This window comes from Micromonospora cabrerizensis (assembly GCF_022230955.1).
GTDB lineage: Bacteria > Actinomycetota > Actinomycetes > Mycobacteriales > Micromonosporaceae > Micromonospora > Micromonospora cabrerizensis.
Genome location: NZ_JAKKFI010000114.1, coordinates 1 through 21,419, shown reverse-complemented (window position 1 = coordinate 21,419; position 21,419 = coordinate 1). Strand labels below are relative to the sequence as shown.

Below are 21,419 nucleotides of genomic sequence, written 5' to 3'. Positions count from 1 at the left end.
GTACCGTCTCCGGAATGCTTTCACCGCCATCGATGGCCGGCAAGCGATGGTCGAGCCGTCGAGCATCGTCCGAGACCCTGTTCTCTGGTGGCCTGGCCTGGATGCTGGGTAGGGTCGATCCGAACATTGGGAGGCGGAACGTGATGCGGAACACGGCAGGTGTCCCGGGCGGCACGACCCGTAGGGCTGCGGTGCTGGGCAAGCCCATCAGCCACTCCCTCTCCCCGGTGATCCACACCGCCGGGTACGCCGCCGCCGGGCTGACCGGGTGGTCGTACACCCGGATCGAGTGCGCGGCGGCGGAGCTGCCGGATCTGGTCGCCGGCCTGGGCCCGGAGTGGGCCGGGTTGTCGGTGACCATGCCGGGCAAGGAGGCGGCGCTCGCCGTGGCCGCGCAGGCGTCGCCGGTCGCCGCCGCCGTCGGCGCGGCCAACACGTTGGTACGCCGCCCGGACGGTTCCTGGTACGCGGACAACACCGATGTCGCCGGCATGGTGCAGGTGCTCGCCGCCGCCGGGGTGAGCGCGGGTGCCGCGGTGACGGTGCTCGGCGCCGGTGGCACGGCCCGCGCCGCGCTGGCCGCCGCCGCGCAGTTGGGCTGCCCGTCGGTGACGGTGGTCGCCCGCCGACCGGAGGCGACCGACGAGTTGCGGCCGGTGGCCGACGCCCTGGGCGTCGCGTTGACCCCCGCCGGCTGGGCCGACGCGCCTCGGCGCGTCTCCGCCGCCGACCTGGTCGTCTCCACCGTGCCCAAGGGGGTCGCCGACCCGTTGGTCGGCGTGGTGGTCTGGCGACCGGGCGCGGTGTTCTTCGACGCGCTCTACGACCCGTGGCCGACGCCGCTGGCCGCCGCCGCCCTGACCGCCGGGCTGCGGGTGGTGTCCGGTTTGGACCTGTTGCTGGCTCAGGCGGTCGGGCAGTTCGAGCAGTTCACCGGCGTGACCGCTCCGGTCGGGGCGATGGCTGCCGCGCTGACGGCGGCACGCGCCGGCTGACCCGCCGCTCCGGATGGTCCTCAGTCGACGGATCGGACGGGGGAGGAGTGCCGTTGACTCCGCGCACGCGCTGCGAGCAAGGTGTGTGTGAAGGGCTCCGGCCGTACCTGCGGCCAGAGCCCTTTGTTCCGGGCGGCTTTCTTAGCTGACGGTTAAGACGCGCTTACGGGAAACTATCCTCCCCACGACGCGTCCTGGTCATCGATACGCTGCTCACCGTTACGGACGCAGACACAGGGAGTTTCCTTGACCAGGCACGGACTGCACCGCATCACCCGGTTCCGCTCCGGACCCCGGCGCAAGGCGATCGCCATCGGCGTGCTCGGCGGATCGGTGGTGGCCGGCATCGTGGCGACCATGATGCCGCTGCTGGCCAGCGACGACCTGTCGATCCGGGCGGCGGCGGACACCACCGCGACCGCGGTGACGCAGGACGGCGACAACGCCGCCAAGACGACGCTGGCGACCTGCGCGACGCGCTGCGACGGCAACCCGCGTGGTGGCCGGGAGGCGGTCATCGAGTTCGCGGTGACCACCGTGCCGGCCGCCGCGGTCAACGTCCGGGCGACGCTGCGGGTGCACGCCTGGCAGCAGTTCGCCGCCACGGTGACGGCGCACGCGTCGCCGCTGAGCGCCCGCGAGGCCCGGCCGGGTCTGGCGGCGGCCGGTGACGCGCTGGACAGCGTGACCGGGGTCTCCAAGGGCTTCAACGAGTGGGACGTCTCCAAGCTGGTCACCGGCAACGGCACCTGGACGGTCTCGCTGGCCCAGACGGGCCTGGAGAGCCGGATCTACTGGGCGTCGGTCGAGAACCGCAGCCCGGACCTTCGCCCGAGCCTGCTGATCAGCTACGACCTCGGGTCCCGGCCGTCGCCGGTGACGACCACCCGGCCCGCGTCGCCGCCGAGCGCCTCGCCGACCAGCGCCTCGCCGAAGCCCTCGCCGACCGTCGCCCCGAGCCGGACGCCGACCCCGAGCGCGAGCGGCACCCTTCCCTCCGGCCGGTGCGGGTCCGTGTCGGACAAGCTCGTTCCCTCCTGCGGCGCCTGGTGGGGCATGTACTCGCCCGCCGGGTCGTCCGGAGGCTGGGACCACGGCAAGGCCGTCACCGACGTGGAGTCGCAGGTCGGCCGCAAGTTCGACATCGTGCACCGCTACCACGACTTCTCGAACGCCGGCAGCAACGGCGCCTTCCCGGACGCGTACGAGCAGCAGCAGATGCGCGAGGGTCGGCTGATGTTCTTCGCCTGGGAGTCCCGCAACTTCTCCGCCGGCACCAGCCTGAAGTGGTCCGACGTCTACAACGGCCAGCAGGACGAGACCATCGACGCGGTGGCGGGCCGCATCCGCGCCGCCAAGGTGCCGGTCTTCATGGGCTTCGACCACGAGCCCGAGGACGAGCCGAACAAGGGCAGCGACGCCGACTTCGTCCGCGCCTGGCGCTACGTCCACGAGCGGTTCGAGCGGGCCGGCGCGACCAACGCGGTCTGGGTCTGGACGATGATGGGCTGGTCCGGCCACTACTCCCGGTACGCCGGCCTGTACCCCGGTGACCAGTACGTCGACTGGGTGGCCTACGACCCGTACAACTTCCACGTCTGCAACGGCAGCAAGGTCTGGAAGAGCCCGAGCACGACGGTGAGCGGCTTCTACCGCTGGTTGGACGACAACGGTATCGGCGCTGGCAAGCCCCGGATGCTCGCCGAGTTCGGCACCAACTTCGACGCCGCCGACCCGGGTGCCAAGCAGCGCTGGTTCCAGGAGTTCCCGGCGGCGCTGAAGGCGCATCCCAAGATCAAGGCGGCGATCTACTTCAACTCGGCCGGCATGACCAGCCGGACGTCGACCTGCGACATGACGATGAACCACGACGCCGCGGCAGTGGCCGGTTTCGCGAAGGCCGGTCAGGACCCGTACCTGCGGCAGCCCACCGGGGGGAGCCGCTGACGACCATGTCGCGCTGACGGGACGCCGTTCGCCGGGGTCGGACATCCGACCTCCGGCGTTCTGTCGGCTTGCAGATTCATGCACCGCCCAATCGGCGGATTTTGTTTACCAGGCTGGACGAGGCACGCTACCTCGGGTTCTCATCCATCTTGGAGGCGAAGCGTGCCCAAACTCTCGCACTTGTGGCGTTCTGCAGAACGACGTCGTGCTCGGGCGGGGGTGGTCGCGTTGGCGATCGTCGCCGCGGTTCTGGGCGTTCCCACGCCCACGTCGGCTGCGGTGGTTCCGGTCCCGGAGACGGCGACTCTGGTGTCGGCCAACCCCGCCGACGTGACCCCGCACGCGCGAGACGGTGAAACCCGTGCGTTCGCGCAGGTGGGCAACACGGTCTTCGTCGGCGGCAGCTTCACCCAGCTCCGGCAGACCGCCGGCTCCGCGTGGGTCACCCAGCGCTACCTGTTCGCGTACGACCGGACCAGCGGCACCATGTCCACCACGTTCCTCCCGGTGCTCGACGGTGCGGTCAACACGCTCCTCGCCGGCCCGGGCGGCACGCTGATCGTCGGCGGCACCTTCAAGAACGTCAACGGCGTCCCGCGCAAGAACCTGGTCGCGCTCAACCCGTCGACCGGCGCGATCATCGACAGCTGGGTCGGGCGCTCCGACGGGGGCACGGTCCGTGACCTCGTCCTGCACGGCAACTGGTTGTACGTGGCTGGCGCGTTCAACTGGCTCAACGGCACCGCGCACGCCGGTCTCGGCCGGCTCAACGCGACGACCGGCGCGATCGACCCGAGCTTCGTCATCGACGCCACCGTCGGGCGGCACAGCACCACGTCGTACGTCTGGACCATCGACGTCACCCCGGACGGCAACACCCTCGCCGTCGGCGGCAACTTCACGCTCGTCAATGGCCTGCCGCGCAACCAGATGGCGCTGGTGGACGTCTCCGCGACGCCCACGCTGATCGACTGGAGCACCGACAAGTTCACCGCGGCGTGTGCGGCGCCCACGACCTTCGTGCACTACGTGCAGGACGTGAAGTTCGGCGCCGACGGCAGCTGGTTCGTGGTCGGCACCAACGGTGGCAGCGGCTGGCCGGCCGCGTACTGCGACGCCCTGGTCCGCTTCGAGACCGCCGCGCGGGGCAGCGGTCAGATCGCCACCTGGGCCGACTACACCGGCAACGACACCATCACCTCGGTCGAGGTCGCGGACAACGTGATCTACCTGGGCGGGCACTTCCGCTGGCTCAACAACCCGAACGCCAGCGACACCGCCGGCGCGGGCGCTGTCGACCGGCTCGGCGTCGCCGCCGTCACCCCGGCGACCGGTATGCCGGTCAACTGGAACCCACGCCGCAGTGGCGGCGCCTCGATGCCCTCGGGCACCAGCACGTGGGGTTCGTCGGTGCCGGTGCTCTGGCGAGGCTCGGACGGCCTGTACTTCGGGCACAACTCCGATGGCATGGGCGAGGAATACCACGGCCGCCTCGGCATGTTCCCGCTCGCCGGCGGGCGTACCTTCACCCCGAAGAACCCGCCTGCCGCCACCACCGGCAACCTCTACCTGAACACCGCTCCGGGCACCCTGGCGAAGGTGCCGTTCGACGGCGTCGCGCTGGGCACCCCGGCCACGGTCAGCCAGCCCGCGTACACGGCGGCCGGCGCGACCTGGCGGGTGGACGACCGGATCTACTGGTCGCACACGGTGGCGGGCACGCCCACCGGCAGCCGGATCGACGTGTCGCTGTTCAACGGCGGGGCGATCGGCTCCCCGTGGGAGGCGTCCGGCTACAACGACTGGTACAACCCGGCGGTGCTGACCGGCGCCTTCTTCCTCGACGGTCGGCTCTACTACACCCGTACCGGGGCCAACGGTCTCTACTACCGGTACTTCGAGATCGACGGCAACTACCTCGGCGCCACCGAGTTCACCCTGCCGACGACGGGCGTGACCTGGTCGACGGTGCGTGGCATGGCCTGGGTGGGTGGTCGGATCGTCTACGGTGCCACTGACGGCGCTCTGCGCAGTGTGCCGTTCGACCCGACGGCCGGGCCGAGCGCGGCGGTCGATGGTGCCACGGCGACTGTCGTCAGCACGGCGACGCCCGAGTTGTCCTGGTCTACCCCATCGACATTCTTCTCCGTACAGTAACGGTCAACCGTTCGTAACGGAGCATCGGTAGATTGTTCACGTTGGGCCGGTGGCGGTGGTTCATCCGCCGCCGGCCCCGCGACGTGGGGGAGGGTCGTTGCTCGGCGCCGCTGGCATCCGTACGAGACGCGCGGTGCGTCTGCTCTTCGCGGTCAAACGCGGCTGGTACAGGTTTCGCTATCGACGGTTGACACTCGGCCGGGACGTGGAGATCCGTGGTCGGATCCGGCTGCGCCGTGGCGTGCGGGTGACCATCGGTGACCGCACCCGGTTGAACAAGCTCGTCCGCTTCGCGGGCCCCGGCGAGGTCCGCGTCGGTGCCGACTGTCTACTCAACGCCACCTGGATCGGCACCTGGACGTCGGTGACGGTGGGCGACCGGTGCCTCCTGTCGGACTGCGAGCTGCTCGACAACGACTTCCACAACCTGCCTCCCGCGCAGCGTCACGCGCCGCCCGGCCCGGCCACCCGTGCCCCGATCGTCCTCGAGGACAACGTGTGGGTCGGCGCGCACGCCCTGGTCATGAAGGGCGTACGGATCGGCCGGGACAGCGTCGTGGGCGCGGCCACGGTGGTCCGGACGGACGTCGCCCCCGGCGTGGTGGTCGTCGGCAATCCTCAACAGACGGTGAAGAAGTTCCATGACTGATGCAGCTCCCGGCTCCTGGTCCACCGACGCCCCGTCCTCCGGGACCTCCGGCGCGGTGACACTGACCGACCTGCTGCGGGTGCCGATGCACCGGCTGCGGTTGGTGGCGGGGGTGGCGATGGTCGGTCTGCTCGCCGCGCTCGGCTACGTGCTGCTCGTGCCGGCGGCGATGAGCGCGAGCGCCGTCGTGGCGGTCCGGCCGGTGGTGACCGACGCGTTCACCCCCAGCGGCGCGGGCGCCGACCGCGCGGTCAACATGAACGTGGAGAGCGGCATCGCCACCGGCACCGAGGTCGTGCAGCGGCTCGCCGACTCCGCCGGCGGCGACCCGCGCGACATCCGCGACGCGCTCGAGGTCGAGGTGCCCACCGGTGGGCAGATCCTGCGCTTCACCTACCAGGCGGGTGACGCGCAGCGGGCGGTGCAGAGCGCCAACATGGCCGCCCAGGCCTACCTGGACGTGCGGCGCACGATGTACGAGCAGCAGCGCGCCGAGATGCTGCGCTCCTACGACGAGAGCATCACCAAGGTCGTCGCCCAGCAGACCGCGCTGCAGAAGCGGGCGAACACCGCCAAGGACACCGCCGCCGGGGATGCGCTGGTGGCCGAGCTGGCCGGGATCAACAACCAGCTCACCCAGCTCAACGCCGCCCGTACCGAGATCGCCGCGGTGGACGTCAACCCCGGATGGATCACCCAGACCGCCGAGAAGGCGCTGGTCACCTCCGCCGGGCACCGACTGCTCTATCTGGTCGCCGGGCTGCTCGGTGGGGCGCTCATCGGCATCGTGCTGGCGTACGCCTGGGAGTCGACCGACCGGCGGGTCCGCTCGGTCGCCGACGGGCGGGACGCCACCGGCCTGCCGCTGCTCGGCACGGTGCGCCGCCCGGCGCTGCGGGGCAGCGGCCGGGCCGTCGACGCCGACGTCCGGTACGTGGCGATGGCCATCGCCGAGCAGGTCCGTCAGCCCGCCCGGGTGGCGCTGGTCACCGCCCGGGAGGACGCCACCGCGCTCACCGCGGGGCTCGCGGTGGCGCTCGCCGCCGACGGTCGGGAGGTCTTCGTCGCCGACGACAGCGGGCGCACCGAGCGGCTGCGCACCACAGTGCTCGCCGACCGGGGGCGGCTGCCCATCGACCCGTCCCGGCCGCTGGTGCCCAAGCCCCGGCCGGCCGGCAGCACCCCGACCGTCACGGGCGCCACGGACAGCACGGCGGCCCGCCGGCCCTCACCGCACCCACCCGGCGCCCGCCCGTCCACCGACCCGGACGCCACGCTGACGCTGCCCCGGGTGTCGTCCGGCCGCCCGGACACCAGCCGGGTCGTCGACCCGGACGAGGTGACCGTGGGCGTGGGCAGCGTCAAGTTCGGCACCTGGCGCCAGGGTGCGGACCACGGCCTGGTGCTGTTCAACGCCCCACCGGCGGAGTCCGACGAGCGCGGTGTCGCGGTGGCCCGGCAGGGCAGTGCGGTGGTGGTCGTCGAGCGGGACCGCACCCGGCAGAGCGACCTGCGCCGCCTGGTGGAGCGGCTGCGCGCCGCCGGTGTCACCCCGCTGGGCTTCGTGCTCACGCGCAACGGCCGGGCCTGACCGTGTCGGTCACCCGTGCCCCGGCGACCGAACCGCCGCCCGGAGGCGTTCCGGCCGCTGCCTCGCCGGTGCCGCAGCCCGCGCCGCCCCGGCTGCCGATCTGGCCGCTGTCGCTGATGTTCGGCCTGGTGCCGCTCTGGTGGTTGCTGGGTGCGTTCTACCTCGGCTGGCCCCTGCTGGGTGCGCTGCTGCTCGCGTTGCTGCTCACCCGGGGGCGGGTGCCGCTGCCGCCGGCGGTGGGCATCTGGCTGCTGTTCCTGGCCATCGTGGTGGTCAGTGCCACCCAGCTCTCGTCTCCCGCCTCGTTGCTGACGTTCGCGCTGCGCCTGGCCTTCTACCTGACCGCGCTGGTGGTCGGGGTCTACGTCTACGCCGCCGCGCGGGAGCGCGCCAGCCTGATGGCGGTGCTCACCCCGCTCTGCGCGTTCTGGTTCGGGCTGGTGGCGCTGGGCTGGCTCGGGGTGCTGGTGCCCCGGCTGGCGATGACCACCCCGATGGAGGTGCTGCTGCCCGGAGGGGTGGCCGGCACCCCGTTCATCCAGGACATGGTGCACCTGACCACGGCGGAATACAGCGCCCGGTCGCTGAACCCGATCTACCGACCGGCCGCGCCGTTCGCGTACACGAACAACTACGGCAGCGCGTACGCCATGACCCTGCCGTGCATGGTCGCCTACGCGATGCTGCGGCAGCGGGGGGTGCTGCGCTGGGCGTTGCTGGCGTCGCTGCCGCTGTCGCTCGCCCCGGCGTTCCTCACCCTCAACCGGGCGATGTTCCTGAGCCTCGGCGCCGGGCTTGCGGTGCTCGGTGTGCGGGCCAGCCTGCGCGGCAACGTCCGGGTCGCCGCCTCCATCGTCGGGGTGGTGGTGATCGGCGCGTTGGCCACACTGTTCATCCCGATCACCGAGCTGATCAGCCAACGGGTCGACTCCAGTGACACCAACACCGACCGGCTCTCGCTCTACACGGAGGTGATCCGCCGGGTGCAGGAGTCGCCGTGGTTGGGCTACGGCGCGCCGGTGAACGTCGACACCGTGTCGGCTGCCGCGCCGATCGGCACCCAGGGTCAGCTGTGGATGGTGTTGTTCAGCCACGGCGTACCCGCGCTGATCTGTTTCCTGGCCTGGTTCGTCGCCGCCGCGGTGATCTGCGCGCGGGCGACCTCGTCGGCCGGGCAGTGGTTGGCGGTGGTGCCGGTGGTCTGCCTGGTGCAGGTCCCGTTCTACGGCATGGCCAACCAGAACCTGGCGGTCGCGTTCTTCGCTGTCGCCTTCGCGATGGCGCTCAGCGAACGCGAACGGCTGACCCGGTTGGTCGTGCCGCGGCCGCCGGCCGCGCGGGACGCGGTGGTGCTCGCATGACCGCCGCCACCCGACCTCCGGCCGGCCCGACGCCGGTGGGCCCGGACGAGCCGGTGGGGCCGGCCGCCGGCGTGGCGGCGGACGCGGGTTCGGCCGAGACCCGCCGCAGCGCGCGCAGCGGCGTGGCCGGCCTGCTCGGCGCGGCCACCAGTGGCCTGTTCGGCTTCGTGCTGGCCGTGGTGATCACCCGGGGGTACGGCACGGCCGGCGCGGGCGCGTTCTTCGCCGCGATCGGGGTGGTCACCGTGGCCACCGCGGTGTGCACGCTCGGTGCGGAGACGGGTCTGATGTGGGCGCTGCCCCGCCGTAGCGCCGGGGTGCGCGGGGACGCGGCGCGCCTGCTCCCGGTGGCGCTGATCCCACCGCTGCTGGCCGGGCTCCTGGTCGCCGGCGTCGGCGTGCTGGTCGCCGACGCGCTCGCGCCCCGGCTGCTGCGCGGTTCCGGTGCGAGCGGCGACGCGTTGCTCACGGTCACGTTCGCCGCGGTGCCGGTGGTGGTCGCCATGACCCTGTTGCTGGCCGCGCTGCGTTGTGTGCGACCCATCCGGGCGTACGTCGGTGTGCAGTTCCTCCTGCTGCCGGTGGCTCGCCCGGTGCTGGTCGGCGCCGCCGCGCTGGCCGGTGGTGGCCTGCTGGCCGGCATGACCGGCTGGTTGGTGCCGGCGGCGTTGGCGCTGCTGGCCTGCCTCACCCTCGTCGCCGGCCCGCTGGGGTTGGGCCGGGGCGCGACGCTGCGCCCGGTCCGCTCCGACTGGTCGACGTTCTGGCGCTTCGCGCTGCCCCGGGCGGCCTCGGCGGCCATCGACGCCGGCAGCATGTGGGTGGGTGTGCTGCTCACCTCGGTGCTGGCCGGGCCGGCGGACGCCGGTGTGTTCGGCGCGGTCGGCCGGTACGTGCTGGCCGGCCAGCTGGCCATGCAGGGTCTGCGGGTGGCGGTGTCGCCGCAGTTGTCCCGGCTGCTCGGGCGTGGCGAGCGGGCGGCGGCGGCGGCCGTGCACCGGCAGTTGACCACCTGGGGGCTGGTGCTGTCCTGGCCGGTCTACCTGCTGCTGGCGGTGTTCGCGCTGGCCTTCCTGCAACTGTTCGGGCCGGAGTTCACCGCTGGCGTGCCGGCGATGACGGTGCTGGCGCTGGCGATGCTGGTCAACACCGGGGTGGGCAACGTGCAGAGCCTGCTGCTGATGGGTGGGCGCAGCGGGCTGCACCTGGTGGCCACGGTCGCCGGGTTGACGGTGACCGTCTCGCTGGGCCTCTGGCTGATCCCCCGCTACGGCGCCACGGGCGCGGCGGTGGCCTGGGCCGCCGGCATCGCGACCGAGAACCTCACCGCCGCCGCGTTCGCCCGGTCGGTGGTTCGGGAGCCGCTGTTCGACGCCGCGATGGTGCGTGCCGCGGCGGTCACGGTCGCCGGTGTGGGGTTGGCGGCCGGCGCCGGCGTGCTGGCCGGCGGTCGCGGCCTGGCCGGGTTGTTGGTGGCGCTGGCGGTGCTGCTGGCCGGCTGCGTCGGCATGTTGACGTTGCCCCGGGTGCGCGCCGGCATCCGGGGGACCATGAGGCAGATCCGTGCAGGGGACAAGGCGGCCACGGCCGCCGAGCCCACTCCGGCATCGACGAGAGGCAGGTGAGGTCCGTCGTGGCGTCCATCCGTGACCGGGTCAAGCAGTTGGTCCCGACCCAGGTGACCACCCGGGTGAAGGAGTCGCTGGTCGACTACGGGGTACGCACCAGTGATCGCCGGCCACTGCCGGACTTCCTGATCATCGGCACGAAGCGGGGCGGCACCACCTCCCTGTGGAACTACCTCATCCAGCACCCGCTGGTGCCGCGCCTCTTCCCCGCGTGGAACACCAAGTCGGCGCACTACTTCGAGGAGCACTGGGCTCGCGGCGAGTCGTGGTACCGCTCGCACTTCCCGACCGAACGGCACCGGGATGCGCTGGCCAAGCGGCACGGTGGGCCGGTCCGGGTCGGTGAGGCCGCCCCGCTGTACATGTTCCACCCCCTCGCCGCGCAGCGGGTCGCCGGGCTGATGCCGACGGTGAAGCTGATCGTCCTGCTGCGGGACCCGGTGGAGCGGGCGTACTCGCACTGGAAGGAACGCCGCACCCACGGCATCGAGCCGTTGGACTTCCCCGCGGCGTTGGCCGCCGAGCCGGAGCGCACGGCGGGGGAGCGGGAGCGGTTGATCGCCGAGCCGGACTCGTTCAGCGAGGCGTACGACTGGTACACGTACCGGGCCCGGGGGCGCTACCTGGAGCACCTGGAGCCGTGGTTGGAGCGTTTCGACCGGCAGCAGATCCTCTTCCTGCCCAGCGAGGACCTCTACCGCGACTCCCGGGCGACCTACCGGCGCACGCTCGACTTCCTCGGGCTTCCGGCGTACGACCTGCCCGACTTCAAGGTCTACAACGACCGGCGCTCGTCGCCCCTGGAGCCGGCGGTGCGCGCCGAGCTGACCGACTACTACCGGCCGTACAACGACGCGTTGCGTCAGCGGCTCGGTCTGGACCTCGACTGGTCGGACCGGCCGGCGTGACGACACGGGTGGGCCCGACCACGGACCCGCGTTCGCGGGTGGACGGTCTGGGCTGGGTGAGTCGCGCGGTCTTCCCGGACGACCGGGTCGGCCTGACCGTGGGCGGTGCCCCGCCCGCGGGGCACCAGGCGGTGGCCCGGTACGCGGTCGTGCCGTCGGTCGCCCGGGCGAGGTTCCTGGTGCCGTTGGGCGCGCCCCGGGCCGGGGCGGCGTCGCTGTTGGCGTACAACGCTCTGCGGCCGCCGAAGGTGCGCGCCGTGCGGGCGGTGCTCGGCGGCCTGGCCCGCTTCGGTCAGGTGGGGCTCGCGCCCTTCCCGACGCTGACCGTCTCGGTGCCCGCCGGAGCGTCGGCGGCGGAGTTGCTGCTGACCGAGCGGCTCGCCGCCGACCTCGGTGGAGCGCCGCTGCTGGCCGCCTGCGGTGTCCGGCCACCGGACCCCAACGCCAAGCCGACCCTGCAACTCTTCACCGCCGACGGCCGTCCGCGCGGTTACGCGAAGATCGGGTGGAACGACGCGACCCGCGCGCTGGTCACCGCGGAGGCGGCGGCGCTGCGGGCGTTGCGCGCGGTCACCGGCGTGGCGGATCATCCGACCCCGCCGAGGCTGCTCACCGAGACGGTGTGGGCGGGCCAGGTGGTCGCGGTCATCGAGCCGTTGCCACCGCAGGTACGCGGTGTGCCGGTCCACGACCCGCCACGGATCGCGGCGCTGCTCGCGGTCGCCCGCCGCGGGGGCCCGACGGGTACGCCCCGACCGCTGGCCGGCTCGACCTTCCTGACCCGGTTGGCCGGGCTCGCCGACCGGGCCGCCGCGGCCGAACCAGCCGGCGCGCGGGCGGTCTCCGCGGTTTCCGCGCTGGTCAACCGGCATGGCGACACCCGTGTCGAGTTCGGCCACTGGCATGGTGACTGGGTGCCCTGGAACCTGGGTTGGCACGCCGGCCAGTTGGTCGCCTGGGACTGGGAGCACAGCGGGCCGGACGTGCCGGTCGGCTTCGACCTGGCGCACGACGCGTTCCAGCGGGCGCTGGTGCTGCGGGGGGAGTCGGCCGACGCGGCGGCGTCGGCCGTCGACGGTCACCTGGGCCGGCACGGCGACCGCCTCGGCCTCGACGCGGCGCAGCGCCGGCTGGTGGCCGACGCGTACCTGGTGGAGATGTGGTTGCGCACCTGGCGGCTGGCCGACGCGGGCGCGGGCTGGAACGCCGCGCTGCATCCCGCGCTGCTGGACGTCATAGAGAAAAGACATAGCGGCTGATCCGGGGAATCGCGGCGTCGAGGATGCGGCGCAGAGTGACGACAAACTCGCAGGTGGTGATGGCGATCGATGGGTCCTCGGGCGAACGGTGCGCCGGACAGCCCGAAATGGAGATCGACATCTCGTCCGGTCGCGCTATTCAAGGACCGGGAAACGTGTGATCTGCTTCTGCGTGGCGTGAACAGGAATTCCAAGCGAACTTGTGGGGAGTCGCGTGGACACGAAGAACGACGACGGTACGGCGCCGGTGCTGCTGCTGGTCGGATCCAGCGGCGGTCACCTGGCCCAACTACTGGCCCTGCGGCCCTGGTACGAACAGTGGCAGCGCTGCTGGGTCACCTTTGACACCCCGGAGGCGCTGTCCCTGCTGACCGGTGAGGATCTGGTGCCCGCGCACCACCCGACCACCCGCAACGTGCCGAACCTGCTGCGCAACGCGCTGCTGGCCTGGCAGGTCCTGCGGTCCCGGAGGGTCGCCGCGGTGGTCACCACCGGCGCCGGGGTGGCGGTGCCGTTCGTGGTGCTGGCCCGGCTGCGGCGCATCCCGACCGTCTACATCGAGGTGTACGACCGGATCGACACCCCGACGCTGACCGCCCGGCTCTGCCGCCCGTTCCTGTCCGCGATGCTCGTGCAGTGGGACGAGCAGCGTCGGCAGTACCCCGAGGCGACCGTCGTCGGGACGCTGCTGTGACGGGGGAGACGGGCACCGCCCGGCGTCCACAGCCGCAGCCGACCGTCGGGTCGTCCCGTCTGCCGCGTCAGCGCGACAGCGCGTCGACGGGCCAGCTCACGCTGCTGGTGGCGGTCGGCACCGACAAGCACCCCTTCGACCGGCTGGTCGACTGGCTGGCGCAGTGGCACGCGCAGGTCACCGACCCGGTCGGGCTGACCCTGCAACACGGGCACACGACCGCGCCGCCGCTGCCCGGCGCGGTGCCGTTCCTCGGCCACGACGAGCTGCAGCAGGCCATGGGCGACGCCGACCTGGTGGTCTGCCACGGCGGCCCGGCGACCATCCTGGAGGCCCGCCGGCACGGCCACCTGCCCATCGTCGTTCCCCGGGACCCGACGCGCGGTGAGCACGTCGACAACCACCAGCTTCTCTTCGCCCGCCGTCTCGGCGCGGCCGGGCTGGTGGCGCTCTGCGAGACCCGGGAGGCGCTGCACGACGCGTTGACGACCGGGCTGGCCGACCCTTCCCGGTACGCGGTGGCCGCCGACCCGGGCGCGCACGAGGCACAACGGGCGGCGGTGGCCCGGGTCGGGCAGATCGTCGACGACCTGGTTGCCGGCTCGACCCCGCGCCCATCCCGGTGGCGGGTCCGGTCCCGGCCGCGTCCGGGCACGAAGGAGACCCGATGACCCAGCAGCCCAGCGTCAGCGTCGTGGTGCCCACCCGGGACCGTCCCGAGCTGCTCCGAGCGGCGGTGCGCGCGATCCTGGCCCAGGAGTACCCGGGCCCGATCGAGGTCGTGGTGGTGTTCGACCAGTCCGTGCCGGACGAGTCGCTGACCGAGTTGGGAAACGGCCCGGATCGCGCGGTGCGGGTGGTCCACAACTCCCGTACGCCGGGGTTGGCCGGGGCGCGTAACAGCGGGACGGTCGCGTCGGGCGGTGAGCTGGTCGCGTTCTGCGACGACGACGACGAGTGGCTGCCCGGCAAGCTGACCGCCCAGGTCGACGCGCTGGCCGCCCACCCCGAATCCGAGTTCGTCTGCTGCGGCATCCGCATCAGCTATGACGGGCACACCGTCGACCGGGTGCTCGACAAGGACCGGATCACCCTGGACGACCTGCTGCGCGACCGGATGACGGAGCTGCACCCGTCGACCTTCCTGATCCGCGCCAGCGCGCTGCGCGACGGCTTCGGTCTGGTCGACGAGGAGATCCCGGGCAGCTACGCGGAGGACTACGAGTTCCTGCTCCGGGCCGCGCGCAGCGCGCCGCTGATCAACCTGCGTACGCCGTCGGTGCTGGTCCGCTGGCACAAGCGCTCGTACTTCGCGCAGCGGTGGGACACGATCTCCGAGGCGTTGCAGTGGCTGCTGCAGCGTTACCCGGAGTTCGCCACCCAACCGGCCGGTGCGGCCCGCGTCGCCGGGCAGATCGCGTTCGCCCAGGCCGCCTCGGGTGACCGCCGGGGCGCGTTGCGCTGGGCGCGACGCACCCTGCGCAGCAATCCCCGCGAGCCGCGCGCCTACCTGGCCCTCGCCGTCGCCGGTCGGGTGGTCCGGGCCGACGCGGTGCTGCGCACCCTGCACAAGCGGGGTCGGGGGATCTGAGCCGCCGCCGACGCCCGGTCCGACCGGGCGTCGGCGTCCGTAGGGCGGGACGCGGCGGGCAGCACGCCGGGGCGGGCACCGGCCGTGACAGACTGACCGATGTGTTGCGCTGGCTGACTGCAGGTGAATCGCACGGTCCCGCCCTCGTCGCGATGTTGGAGGGGGTGCCGGCCGGCATCGAGGTGACCACCACCGTGATCGCCGACGAGCTGGCCCGCCGGCGGCTGGGCTACGGCCGTGGCGCCCGGATGTCGTTCGAACGCGACGAGGTCGAGCTGCTCGGCGGGCTGCGCCACGGCGTCACCCTGGGCAGCCCGGTGGCGATCCGCGTCGGCAACTCCGAGTGGCCGAAGTGGCAGACCGTGATGGCCGCCGACCCGGTCGACCCCGACGAGCTGGCCCGGCAGGCCCGCAACGCGCCGCTGACCCGTCCCCGGCCGGGCCACGCCGACCTGGCCGGTATGCAGAAGTACGGCCACACCGACGCCCGGCCGATCCTGGAACGCGCCAGCGCCCGGGAGACCGCCGCCCGGGTCGCCGTCGGCGCGGTCGCCAAGGCGCTGATCCACCAGGCGCTCGGCATCGAGATCGTCTCGCACGTCGTCGAGCTGGGCCCGGTGGCGGCGAAGCCCGGTCTGCGCCCCACCCCGTCCGACGCCGCCCGCATCGACGCCGACCCGCTGCGCTGCCTCGACGCCGAGGCCAGCGCCCTGATGGTCGCCGAGGTCGATGCCGCGAAGAAGGCCGCCGACACCCTCGGCGGCGTGGTCGAGGTCCTGGCGTACGGGGTGCCGCCGGGGTTGGGCAGCCACGTGCAGTGGGACCGCAAGCTCGACGCCCGACTGGCCACCGCGCTGATGTCCATCCAGGCGATCAAGGGCGTGGAGATCGGTGACGGCTGGCAGCAGGCCCGGTCCCGTGGCTCCGAGGCGCACGACGAGATCATTCCGTCGGCCACCGGCGTCCGCCGGGTCACCGACCGGGCCGGCGGGCTGGAGGGTGGCATCACCACCGGTGAGCCGCTGCGGGTCCGTGCCGCGATGAAGCCGATCTCCTCGCTCAACCGGGCGCTGGCCACCGTGGACGTCACCACCGGCGAGCCGGCGACCGCGATCAACCAGCGCTCCGACGTGTGCGCGGTGCCCGCCGCGGCGGTCGTCGCCGAGGCGATGGTGGCGCTGGTGCTCGCCGAGGCGGCCACCGAGAAGTTCGGCGGGGACTCGATCGCCGAGATCCGCCGCAACCTGGCCGGCTACCTCGACGCGCTGGTCATCCGCTGATGGCGCCGCTCGTCGTGCTGGTCGGCGCGCCCGGCTGCGGCAAGACCACCGTCGGGCGGGCGCTCGCCGACGCCCTCGGGGTGGAGTTCCGCGACACCGACACCGACATCGAGCAGATGGCCGGTAAGCCGATCCCGGAGATCTTCATCGACGAGGGTGAGACGCACTTCCGTACTTTGGAGCGGGCCGCGGTGGCCGCGGCGCTGGCGGGCGGCACCGGCGTGCTCGCCCTCGGCGGCGGCGCGGTGCTGGCCGAGGAGACCCGGGCCGCCCTGGTGGGGCACCGGGTGGTGCACCTCTCGGTCGAGCTGCCGGACGCGGTGCGGCGGGTCGGGCTCGGCGCCGGCCGGCCGCTGTTGGCGCTCAACCCGCGGGCCACCCTCAAGCACCTGATGGACCAGCGCCGGCCGCTCTACACCGAGGTCGCCACCGTGACGGTCACCACCGACGGGCGGGCCCCCACGGCGATCGTCGAGGAGATCACCGCCCTGCTGCCCCGCTGACGCCGGCCCGGCCGGCGAGCCACCGGCCGGGCGACGGTGCCCCTCCCCGGGGCTGCGGTCAGCCTCGGGCGGCGGCGTCGAGCACGTCGGCCAGGGCCTTCGGCTCGCTGAGCATCGGCCAGTGCCCGGTGGGCAGCGCGAACAGCTGACCGCCGGCCAACCCGGTGAAGTACGGGTGCCCCTCGGCGATCATCTGCTCCACCACCGCCAGCGGGAACGTGCTGGCGACCAGCGCGGTCGGCACCTTACGCCCGCCGGTGCGCCGTACCGGGTCGGTGGCGGCCCGCAGCGGATGCGGGGTGGCCCGGGCGCGGAGCAGGGCCAGCGTCGGTTCGTCCAGGCCGGCCAGGTTGGTCGGGTCGGCGGCCGGGTCCCAGGCCGGCGGCGGCAGCAGGTGACCGTCGCCGATCGCGGCCCGCAGGTGCTGCTGCTCCTCGGGAGGCACGGTGTCGAACTGCGCGGTGCCGTCGGGCAGCGGACCACTCTCCACGTAGACCACCCGGGCGATCCGCTCCGGGATGCGGTCCGCCGCCTGGGCGACCGGCATACCCCCGCCGGAGTGCCCGACCAGCAGGACGTCGCGCAGGTCCTCGACCTCGATCAGCCGGACGATGTCGAGGGTGTGCGTCTCCAGGCTCACCTCCGGCCCGGCCAGGTGGTCGCGCTCGGCCAACCCGGTCAGCGTCATCGGGTGCACGTCGTGGCCCTGCGCCCGCAGGGTCGCGGTCACGTCCCGCCACGCCCAGGCACCCAGCCAGAACCCCGGTACCAGCACGAACGTCGCCATCAGTCGCTCCTTCTCTCGGTTACCGACAGACCGTACGATCGAATCCGGACAGAATCCGCCCGGTTTGGAGGAGTGCCCCGTGTCACATCCCGCCGGTCGGGTGCTGGCTCTGCTGGAGTTGCTCCAGGCCCGGCACCGCGCGACCGCCGCCGAGCTGGCCGGCCGGCTCGGCGTCGACGAGCGGACCGTGCGCCGGTACGCGACCACCCTGATCGAGTTGGGCATCCCGGTCACCGCCGACCGGGGCCGCCACGGCGGCTACCGGCTGCACCCCGGCTACAAACTGCCGCCGCTGATGCTCACCGACGACGAGGCGGTGGCCGTGCTGCTCGGCCTGGTCGTCGCCGAGCGGGTCGGGCTGGCCACCGAGCAGCCCGCCACGGCCACGGCACTCGCGAAGATTCGTCGGGTGCTGCCGGCGGCGCTCGCCGACCGGCTCGCGGCTGTGCAGGAGCACCTCGGCTTCACCCTGCGACGCCCCGAGCCGGAGCTGCGGCCGGCGTCGAGCACCCTGCTCGCCCTGGCCTCGGCCGCCCGGCACCGGCAGCGGGTGGCACTGGACTACCGCTCCTGGCGTGGTGAGCAGTCGCACCGGGAGCTCGACCCGTACGGCCTGGTCTTCCACTCCGGTCGGTGGTACGTCACCGGCCACGATCACCGGCGCGGTGAGGTCCGTACGTTCCGGTTGGACCGCATCGGCGCCGTGACGCCGGGCGTGGCGACGTTCACCGTCCCGGACGGCTTCGACCCGGTGGCCCGGGTGACCCGGTCACTGGCCGGTGTGCCGTACACGCACGAGGTCGAGGTGCTGCTGGAGACCGACCTGGTCACCGCCCGTCGTCGGGTCCCGCCCAGCGTGGCCGAGCTGACCGCCACCACCGACGGGGTGCTGCTGCGGGCCCGGGCGGAGAGCCTGCCCGGCATGGCCGCGCTGCTCGCCGGTCTGGGCTGCCCGTTCACGGTGCGACACCCGGACGCGCTGCGCGCCGCGGTCGCGGAGCACGCCCGACTGCTCGCCGACTGGGCGGCCCGGCCAGCAGGTGGACAGCCGCCCGCACCACGTCGTCCGCTCGACTAGGCTGCCGGCGATGGACGAGGTGACCCGGATTCCGGTCGGCGGCGAGCGGCCGTACGACGTGTTGGTGGGGCGTGACCTGCTCGGCGCGCTGCCCGGCCTGCTGCCCGGCGCGAGCCGTGCGGCGGTGCTGCACGCGCCCCCGCTCAAGGCCCTGGCGGACGCGCTCGGCGAGCGGCTGCGCGCCGCCGGCATCGAGCCGCTGCCGATCGAGGTGCCCGACGCCGAGTCGGGCAAGCAGATCGACGTGGCCGCCGCCTGCTGGGACCGGCTCGGGGCGGCCGGCTTCACCCGTACCGACGCGGTCGTCGGCGTGGGCGGTGGTGCGGTGACCGACCTGGCCGGGTTCGTCGCGGCCTGCTGGTTGCGCGGGGTGCGCTGGGTGCCGGTGGCGACATCGCTGCTGGGCATGGTCGACGCCGCCGTCGGCGGTAAGACGGGCATCAACACGGCCGCCGGCAAGAACCTGGTGGGCGCGTTCCACCCACCGGTCGGTGTGCTGGCCGACCTGGCCACGCTGGACAGTCTGCCCGCGGTCGACCTGGCGGCCGGGCTCGCCGAGGTGGTCAAGTGCGGGTTCATCGCCGACCCGGCGATCCTGGACCTGATCGAGCGCGACCCGGCGGCGGCCACCGACGCGCGCGGGCCGGTGACGCGGGAGCTGATCGAGCGGGCGATCCGGGTCAAGGCCGACGTGGTCGCCGGTGACCTGCGCGAGTCCGGCGTGCGGGAGGTGCTCAACTACGGTCACACCCTCGCCCACGCGATCGAGCAGAACGAGGGCTACCGCTGGCGGCACGGCCACGCCGTCGCTGTCGGCCTGGTGTACGCCGCCGCGCTGGCCCGGCTCGCCGGCCGGCTCGACGCCCCGACCGCCGACCGGCACCGGGTCACCCTGACCGCGCTCGGTCTGCCGGTGAGCTACCCGGCCGACGCCTGGCCGCAGCTGCTGGCCGCGATGCGGGTGGACAAGAAGGCCCGGGGCAGTCGACTGCGCTTCGTGGTGCTGGACGGGCTGGCCCGCCCGGCGATGCTGGAGGGCCCGGACGACGCGCTGCTGGAGGCCGCCTACCGGGAGGTGGGCACCCGGTGAGGGTGTACGTCCTCAACGGGCCGAACCTGGGCCGGCTGGGCACCCGCGAGCCCGAGGTGTACGGCGCGACCACCTACGCCGATCTGGTGGCGCTGTGCGAGGCCACCGGCCGGGAGTTGGGGTTGGACGTGACCGTCCGGCAGACCGACGCCGAGCACGAACTGCTCGGTTGGCTGCACACCGCCGCCGACGAGGCTGCCGCCGTGGTGCTCAACCCGGCCGCCTGGTCGCACTACTCGTACGCGGTGCGCGACGCCTGCGCGATGCTGCGGGGGCCGCTGGTGGAGGTGCACCTCTCCAACATCCACGCCCGTGAGGAGTTCCGGCACCACTCGGTGGTGTCCGCGGTGGCGACCGGGGTGATCTGCGGTCTCGGCATCGACGGTTATCGCCTCGCCCTGCACCACCTGGCCGCCCGAGCCGCCTGACCGGTGGCTTCCCGCCCGCCGCACCCGACCTTTCACCGTCTTTAGCGCCGGTCTGTGGCAAATTACCGATTGTGATCGCCAACTCTCGCCGGCGAGCGTCACTCCGCGTCCCCCGCCCGGCGCCAGGGCACCTGCCTGCTTGCTCCCTTTGCTCTGCACCTGCGGATGCGACAGCGCGGTGAGCTGCGAATATGTGAGCTGCGTTGCCGTAGGGGCGACGGCCTGCCGGTACGGTGCGTGACCGTCGCATATAGGTATGCACAGCAAAGGGGGTCGACCAGGGGAGGGATGCCTCCCTGGAATGTCGCTCTGCGTTATCTGCGCGGGTGTCGATGCCCAAGGGGGTGATCAGCGCCGAAGTAGGGCGGTCAGCGAGTCTCGGCGCAGCTTGTAGACTTGCCAGGTCTGTCCGCCAATTGATGATCAAGGCAGGAAATGGCCTCCACCAACGACCTCAAAAACGGCCTGGTACTCAACCTGGACGGCGAGCTTTGGGCCGTCGTCGAGTTCCAGCACGTCAAGCCCGGTAAGGGTGGTGCCTTCGTGCGCACCACGCTGAAGAACGTGCTGTCCGGGAAGGTGGTCGACAAGACCTTCAACGCGGGCACCAAGGTCGAAACCGCGACCGTTGACAAGCGCACGATGCAGTACCTGTACGCCGACGGCGAGGACTTCGTCTTCATGGATCTGGAGACCTTCGACCAGATCACCGTGCCCGGCGGCACCGTCGGCGAGGCATCCAACTACCTGCTGCCCGAGGCGGAGGCGACCGTCGCGCAGCACGAGGGGGTGCCGCTCTACATCGAGCTGCCCACCAGTGTCGTGCTGGAGGTCACCTACACCGAGCCGGGCCTGCAGGGCGACCGTTCGACCGGTGGCACCAAGCCGGCGACCGTGGAGACCGGCGCCACCGTGCCGGTTCCGCTGTTCATCACCACCGGTGAGAAGATCAAGGTCGACACCCGCGACGGCCGTTACCTCGGCCGCGCCTGATGGCTGAGGGTTCCAAGCAGCAGATGCCGGCGCGCCGCAAGGCGCGCAAGCGGGCGCTGGATGTCCTCTACGAGTCCGACCTACGAGACAAGCCTCCGGTGGAGGTGCTCGCCGGCTACGTGCAGCGGATCGAGCAGCCCCGGCCGGAGCACCTGGGCTACGCGGTGGGCCTGGTCGAGGGTGTCGCCGAGCACCTCGACCGGATCGACGAGCTCATCGCCAGTTACGCCGAGGGATGGACGCTGGAGCGGATGCCGGTCGTCGACCGGAATCTGGCTCGGATCGCCGTCTACGAGCTGCTCTACGTCGACGAGATCGACGATGCGGTGGCGATCAGCGAGGCCGTGGAGCTGGCGCGGCAGATGTCCACCGACGACTCGCCGCGCTTCCTCAACGGGGTGCTCGGCCGGATCGCCGAGTACGCCACCCGCTGAGCGTCTCCACCGAACGATGCGACACGAAAGGGCCCGTGCCGATCGG

20 protein-coding genes are annotated in these 21,419 nt (G+C 72.7%); 19 read left to right on the top strand and 1 reads right to left on the bottom strand.

The genetic code is table 11. The annotated features are described in order from the left end of the window. The first annotated feature begins 143 nt into the window (after positions 1–143). The 14 genes from LADH09A_RS29205 (at position 144) to LADH09A_RS29140 (ending at position 16,563) form a co-directional block, all read left to right on the top strand. Entirely contained in the window at positions 144–995 is an 852-nt protein-coding gene (locus LADH09A_RS29205; RefSeq protein ID WP_238648893.1) for a shikimate dehydrogenase, read from the top strand. 246 nt (positions 996–1,241) lie between these two features. Then, complete coding sequence (locus LADH09A_RS29200) at positions 1,242–2,942, top strand: glycoside hydrolase (protein ID WP_238648892.1); 1,701 nt, start codon at positions 1,242–1,244, stop codon at positions 2,940–2,942. Positions 2,943–3,161: 219 nt separating this feature from the next. Continuing rightward, positions 3,162–5,099 carry a hypothetical protein gene (locus LADH09A_RS29195; protein ID WP_238648900.1) on the top strand — a complete coding sequence of 646 codons (1,938 nt, stop codon included), beginning with the start codon at positions 3,162–3,164 and terminating at the stop codon, positions 5,097–5,099. Positions 5,100–5,232: 133 nt separating this feature from the next. Next, positions 5,233–5,748, top strand: a complete 516-nt coding sequence (locus LADH09A_RS29190) for an acyltransferase (RefSeq protein ID WP_238648891.1) — start codon at positions 5,233–5,235, stop codon at positions 5,746–5,748. Then, positions 5,741–7,339: a lipopolysaccharide biosynthesis protein gene (locus LADH09A_RS29185; protein ID WP_238648890.1), complete on the top strand. Its 1,599-nt coding sequence runs from the start codon at positions 5,741–5,743 to the stop codon at positions 7,337–7,339. The genes LADH09A_RS29190 and LADH09A_RS29185 overlap by 8 nt, the downstream gene beginning before the upstream one ends. 68 nt (positions 7,340–7,407) lie before the next feature. After that, entirely contained in the window at positions 7,408–8,700 is a 1,293-nt protein-coding gene (locus LADH09A_RS29180; protein ID WP_238648889.1) for an O-antigen ligase family protein, read from the top strand. Then, positions 8,697–10,325, top strand: a complete 1,629-nt coding sequence (locus LADH09A_RS29175; RefSeq protein ID WP_238648888.1) for a lipopolysaccharide biosynthesis protein — start codon at positions 8,697–8,699, stop codon at positions 10,323–10,325. Before LADH09A_RS29180 ends, LADH09A_RS29175 begins: the two co-directional genes overlap by 4 nt. An 8-nt stretch (positions 10,326–10,333) precedes the next feature. Next, positions 10,334–11,236: a sulfotransferase domain-containing protein gene (locus tag LADH09A_RS29170; RefSeq protein WP_238648887.1), complete on the top strand. Its 903-nt coding sequence runs from the start codon at positions 10,334–10,336 to the stop codon at positions 11,234–11,236. After that, the gene (locus tag LADH09A_RS29165; RefSeq protein WP_238648886.1) at positions 11,233–12,495 is read left to right on the top strand and encodes a hypothetical protein; all 1,263 of its coding nucleotides are present in this window, start codon (positions 11,233–11,235) and stop codon (positions 12,493–12,495) included. The genes LADH09A_RS29170 and LADH09A_RS29165 overlap by 4 nt, the downstream gene beginning before the upstream one ends. Positions 12,496–12,709: 214 nt before the next feature. Then, positions 12,710–13,189, top strand: a complete 480-nt coding sequence (locus LADH09A_RS29160; RefSeq protein WP_238648885.1) for a glycosyltransferase family 28 protein — start codon at positions 12,710–12,712, stop codon at positions 13,187–13,189. Further along, entirely contained in the window at positions 13,186–13,860 is a 675-nt protein-coding gene (locus tag LADH09A_RS29155; protein ID WP_238648884.1) for a glycosyltransferase, read from the top strand. The genes LADH09A_RS29160 and LADH09A_RS29155 overlap by 4 nt, the downstream gene beginning before the upstream one ends. Further along, entirely contained in the window at positions 13,857–14,780 is a 924-nt protein-coding gene (locus tag LADH09A_RS29150; protein ID WP_238648883.1) for a glycosyltransferase family 2 protein, read from the top strand. The genes LADH09A_RS29155 and LADH09A_RS29150 overlap by 4 nt, the downstream gene beginning before the upstream one ends. 101 nt (positions 14,781–14,881) lie before the next feature. Then, positions 14,882–16,060 (top strand): chorismate synthase, encoded by a 1,179-nt coding sequence (gene aroC / locus LADH09A_RS29145; protein WP_238648882.1) that lies wholly within the window; start codon positions 14,882–14,884, stop codon positions 16,058–16,060. Next, a complete protein-coding gene (locus LADH09A_RS29140; protein ID WP_238648881.1) occupies positions 16,060–16,563 on the top strand; it encodes a shikimate kinase in 504 nt (167 codons plus the stop codon). Before aroC ends, LADH09A_RS29140 begins: the two co-directional genes overlap by 1 nt. Positions 16,564–16,621: 58 nt before the next feature. On the opposite strand, the gene LADH09A_RS29135 is transcribed toward LADH09A_RS29140, so the two are convergent. Continuing rightward, positions 16,622–17,350, bottom strand: coding sequence for an alpha/beta fold hydrolase (locus tag LADH09A_RS29135; protein ID WP_238648880.1), 729 nt, complete (start codon positions 17,348–17,350; stop codon positions 16,622–16,624). A gap of 79 nt (positions 17,351–17,429) precedes the next feature. On the opposite strand from LADH09A_RS29135, the gene LADH09A_RS29130 reads away from it, so the two are divergent. From LADH09A_RS29130 to nusB, 5 genes are all read left to right on the top strand, one after another. Further along, on the top strand, positions 17,430–18,428 hold the full coding sequence (locus LADH09A_RS29130; RefSeq protein WP_238648879.1) for a helix-turn-helix transcriptional regulator: 999 nt from the start codon (positions 17,430–17,432) through the stop codon (positions 18,426–18,428). 10 nt (positions 18,429–18,438) lie between these two features. Then, positions 18,439–19,518, top strand: coding sequence for a 3-dehydroquinate synthase (aroB, locus tag LADH09A_RS29125; RefSeq protein ID WP_238648878.1), 1,080 nt, complete (start codon positions 18,439–18,441; stop codon positions 19,516–19,518). After that, positions 19,515–19,946: a type II 3-dehydroquinate dehydratase gene (aroQ, locus tag LADH09A_RS29120; RefSeq protein ID WP_238648877.1), complete on the top strand. Its 432-nt coding sequence runs from the start codon at positions 19,515–19,517 to the stop codon at positions 19,944–19,946. The genes aroB and aroQ overlap by 4 nt, the downstream gene beginning before the upstream one ends. Positions 19,947–20,381: 435 nt before the next feature. Further along, the gene (efp, locus tag LADH09A_RS29115) at positions 20,382–20,939 is read left to right on the top strand and encodes an elongation factor P (RefSeq protein ID WP_238648876.1); all 558 of its coding nucleotides are present in this window, start codon (positions 20,382–20,384) and stop codon (positions 20,937–20,939) included. 23 nt (positions 20,940–20,962) lie between these two features. Continuing rightward, on the top strand, positions 20,963–21,373 hold the full coding sequence (gene nusB, locus LADH09A_RS29110; RefSeq protein WP_172862180.1) for a transcription antitermination factor NusB: 411 nt from the start codon (positions 20,963–20,965) through the stop codon (positions 21,371–21,373). The last annotated feature ends 46 nt before the right edge of the window (positions 21,374–21,419 follow it).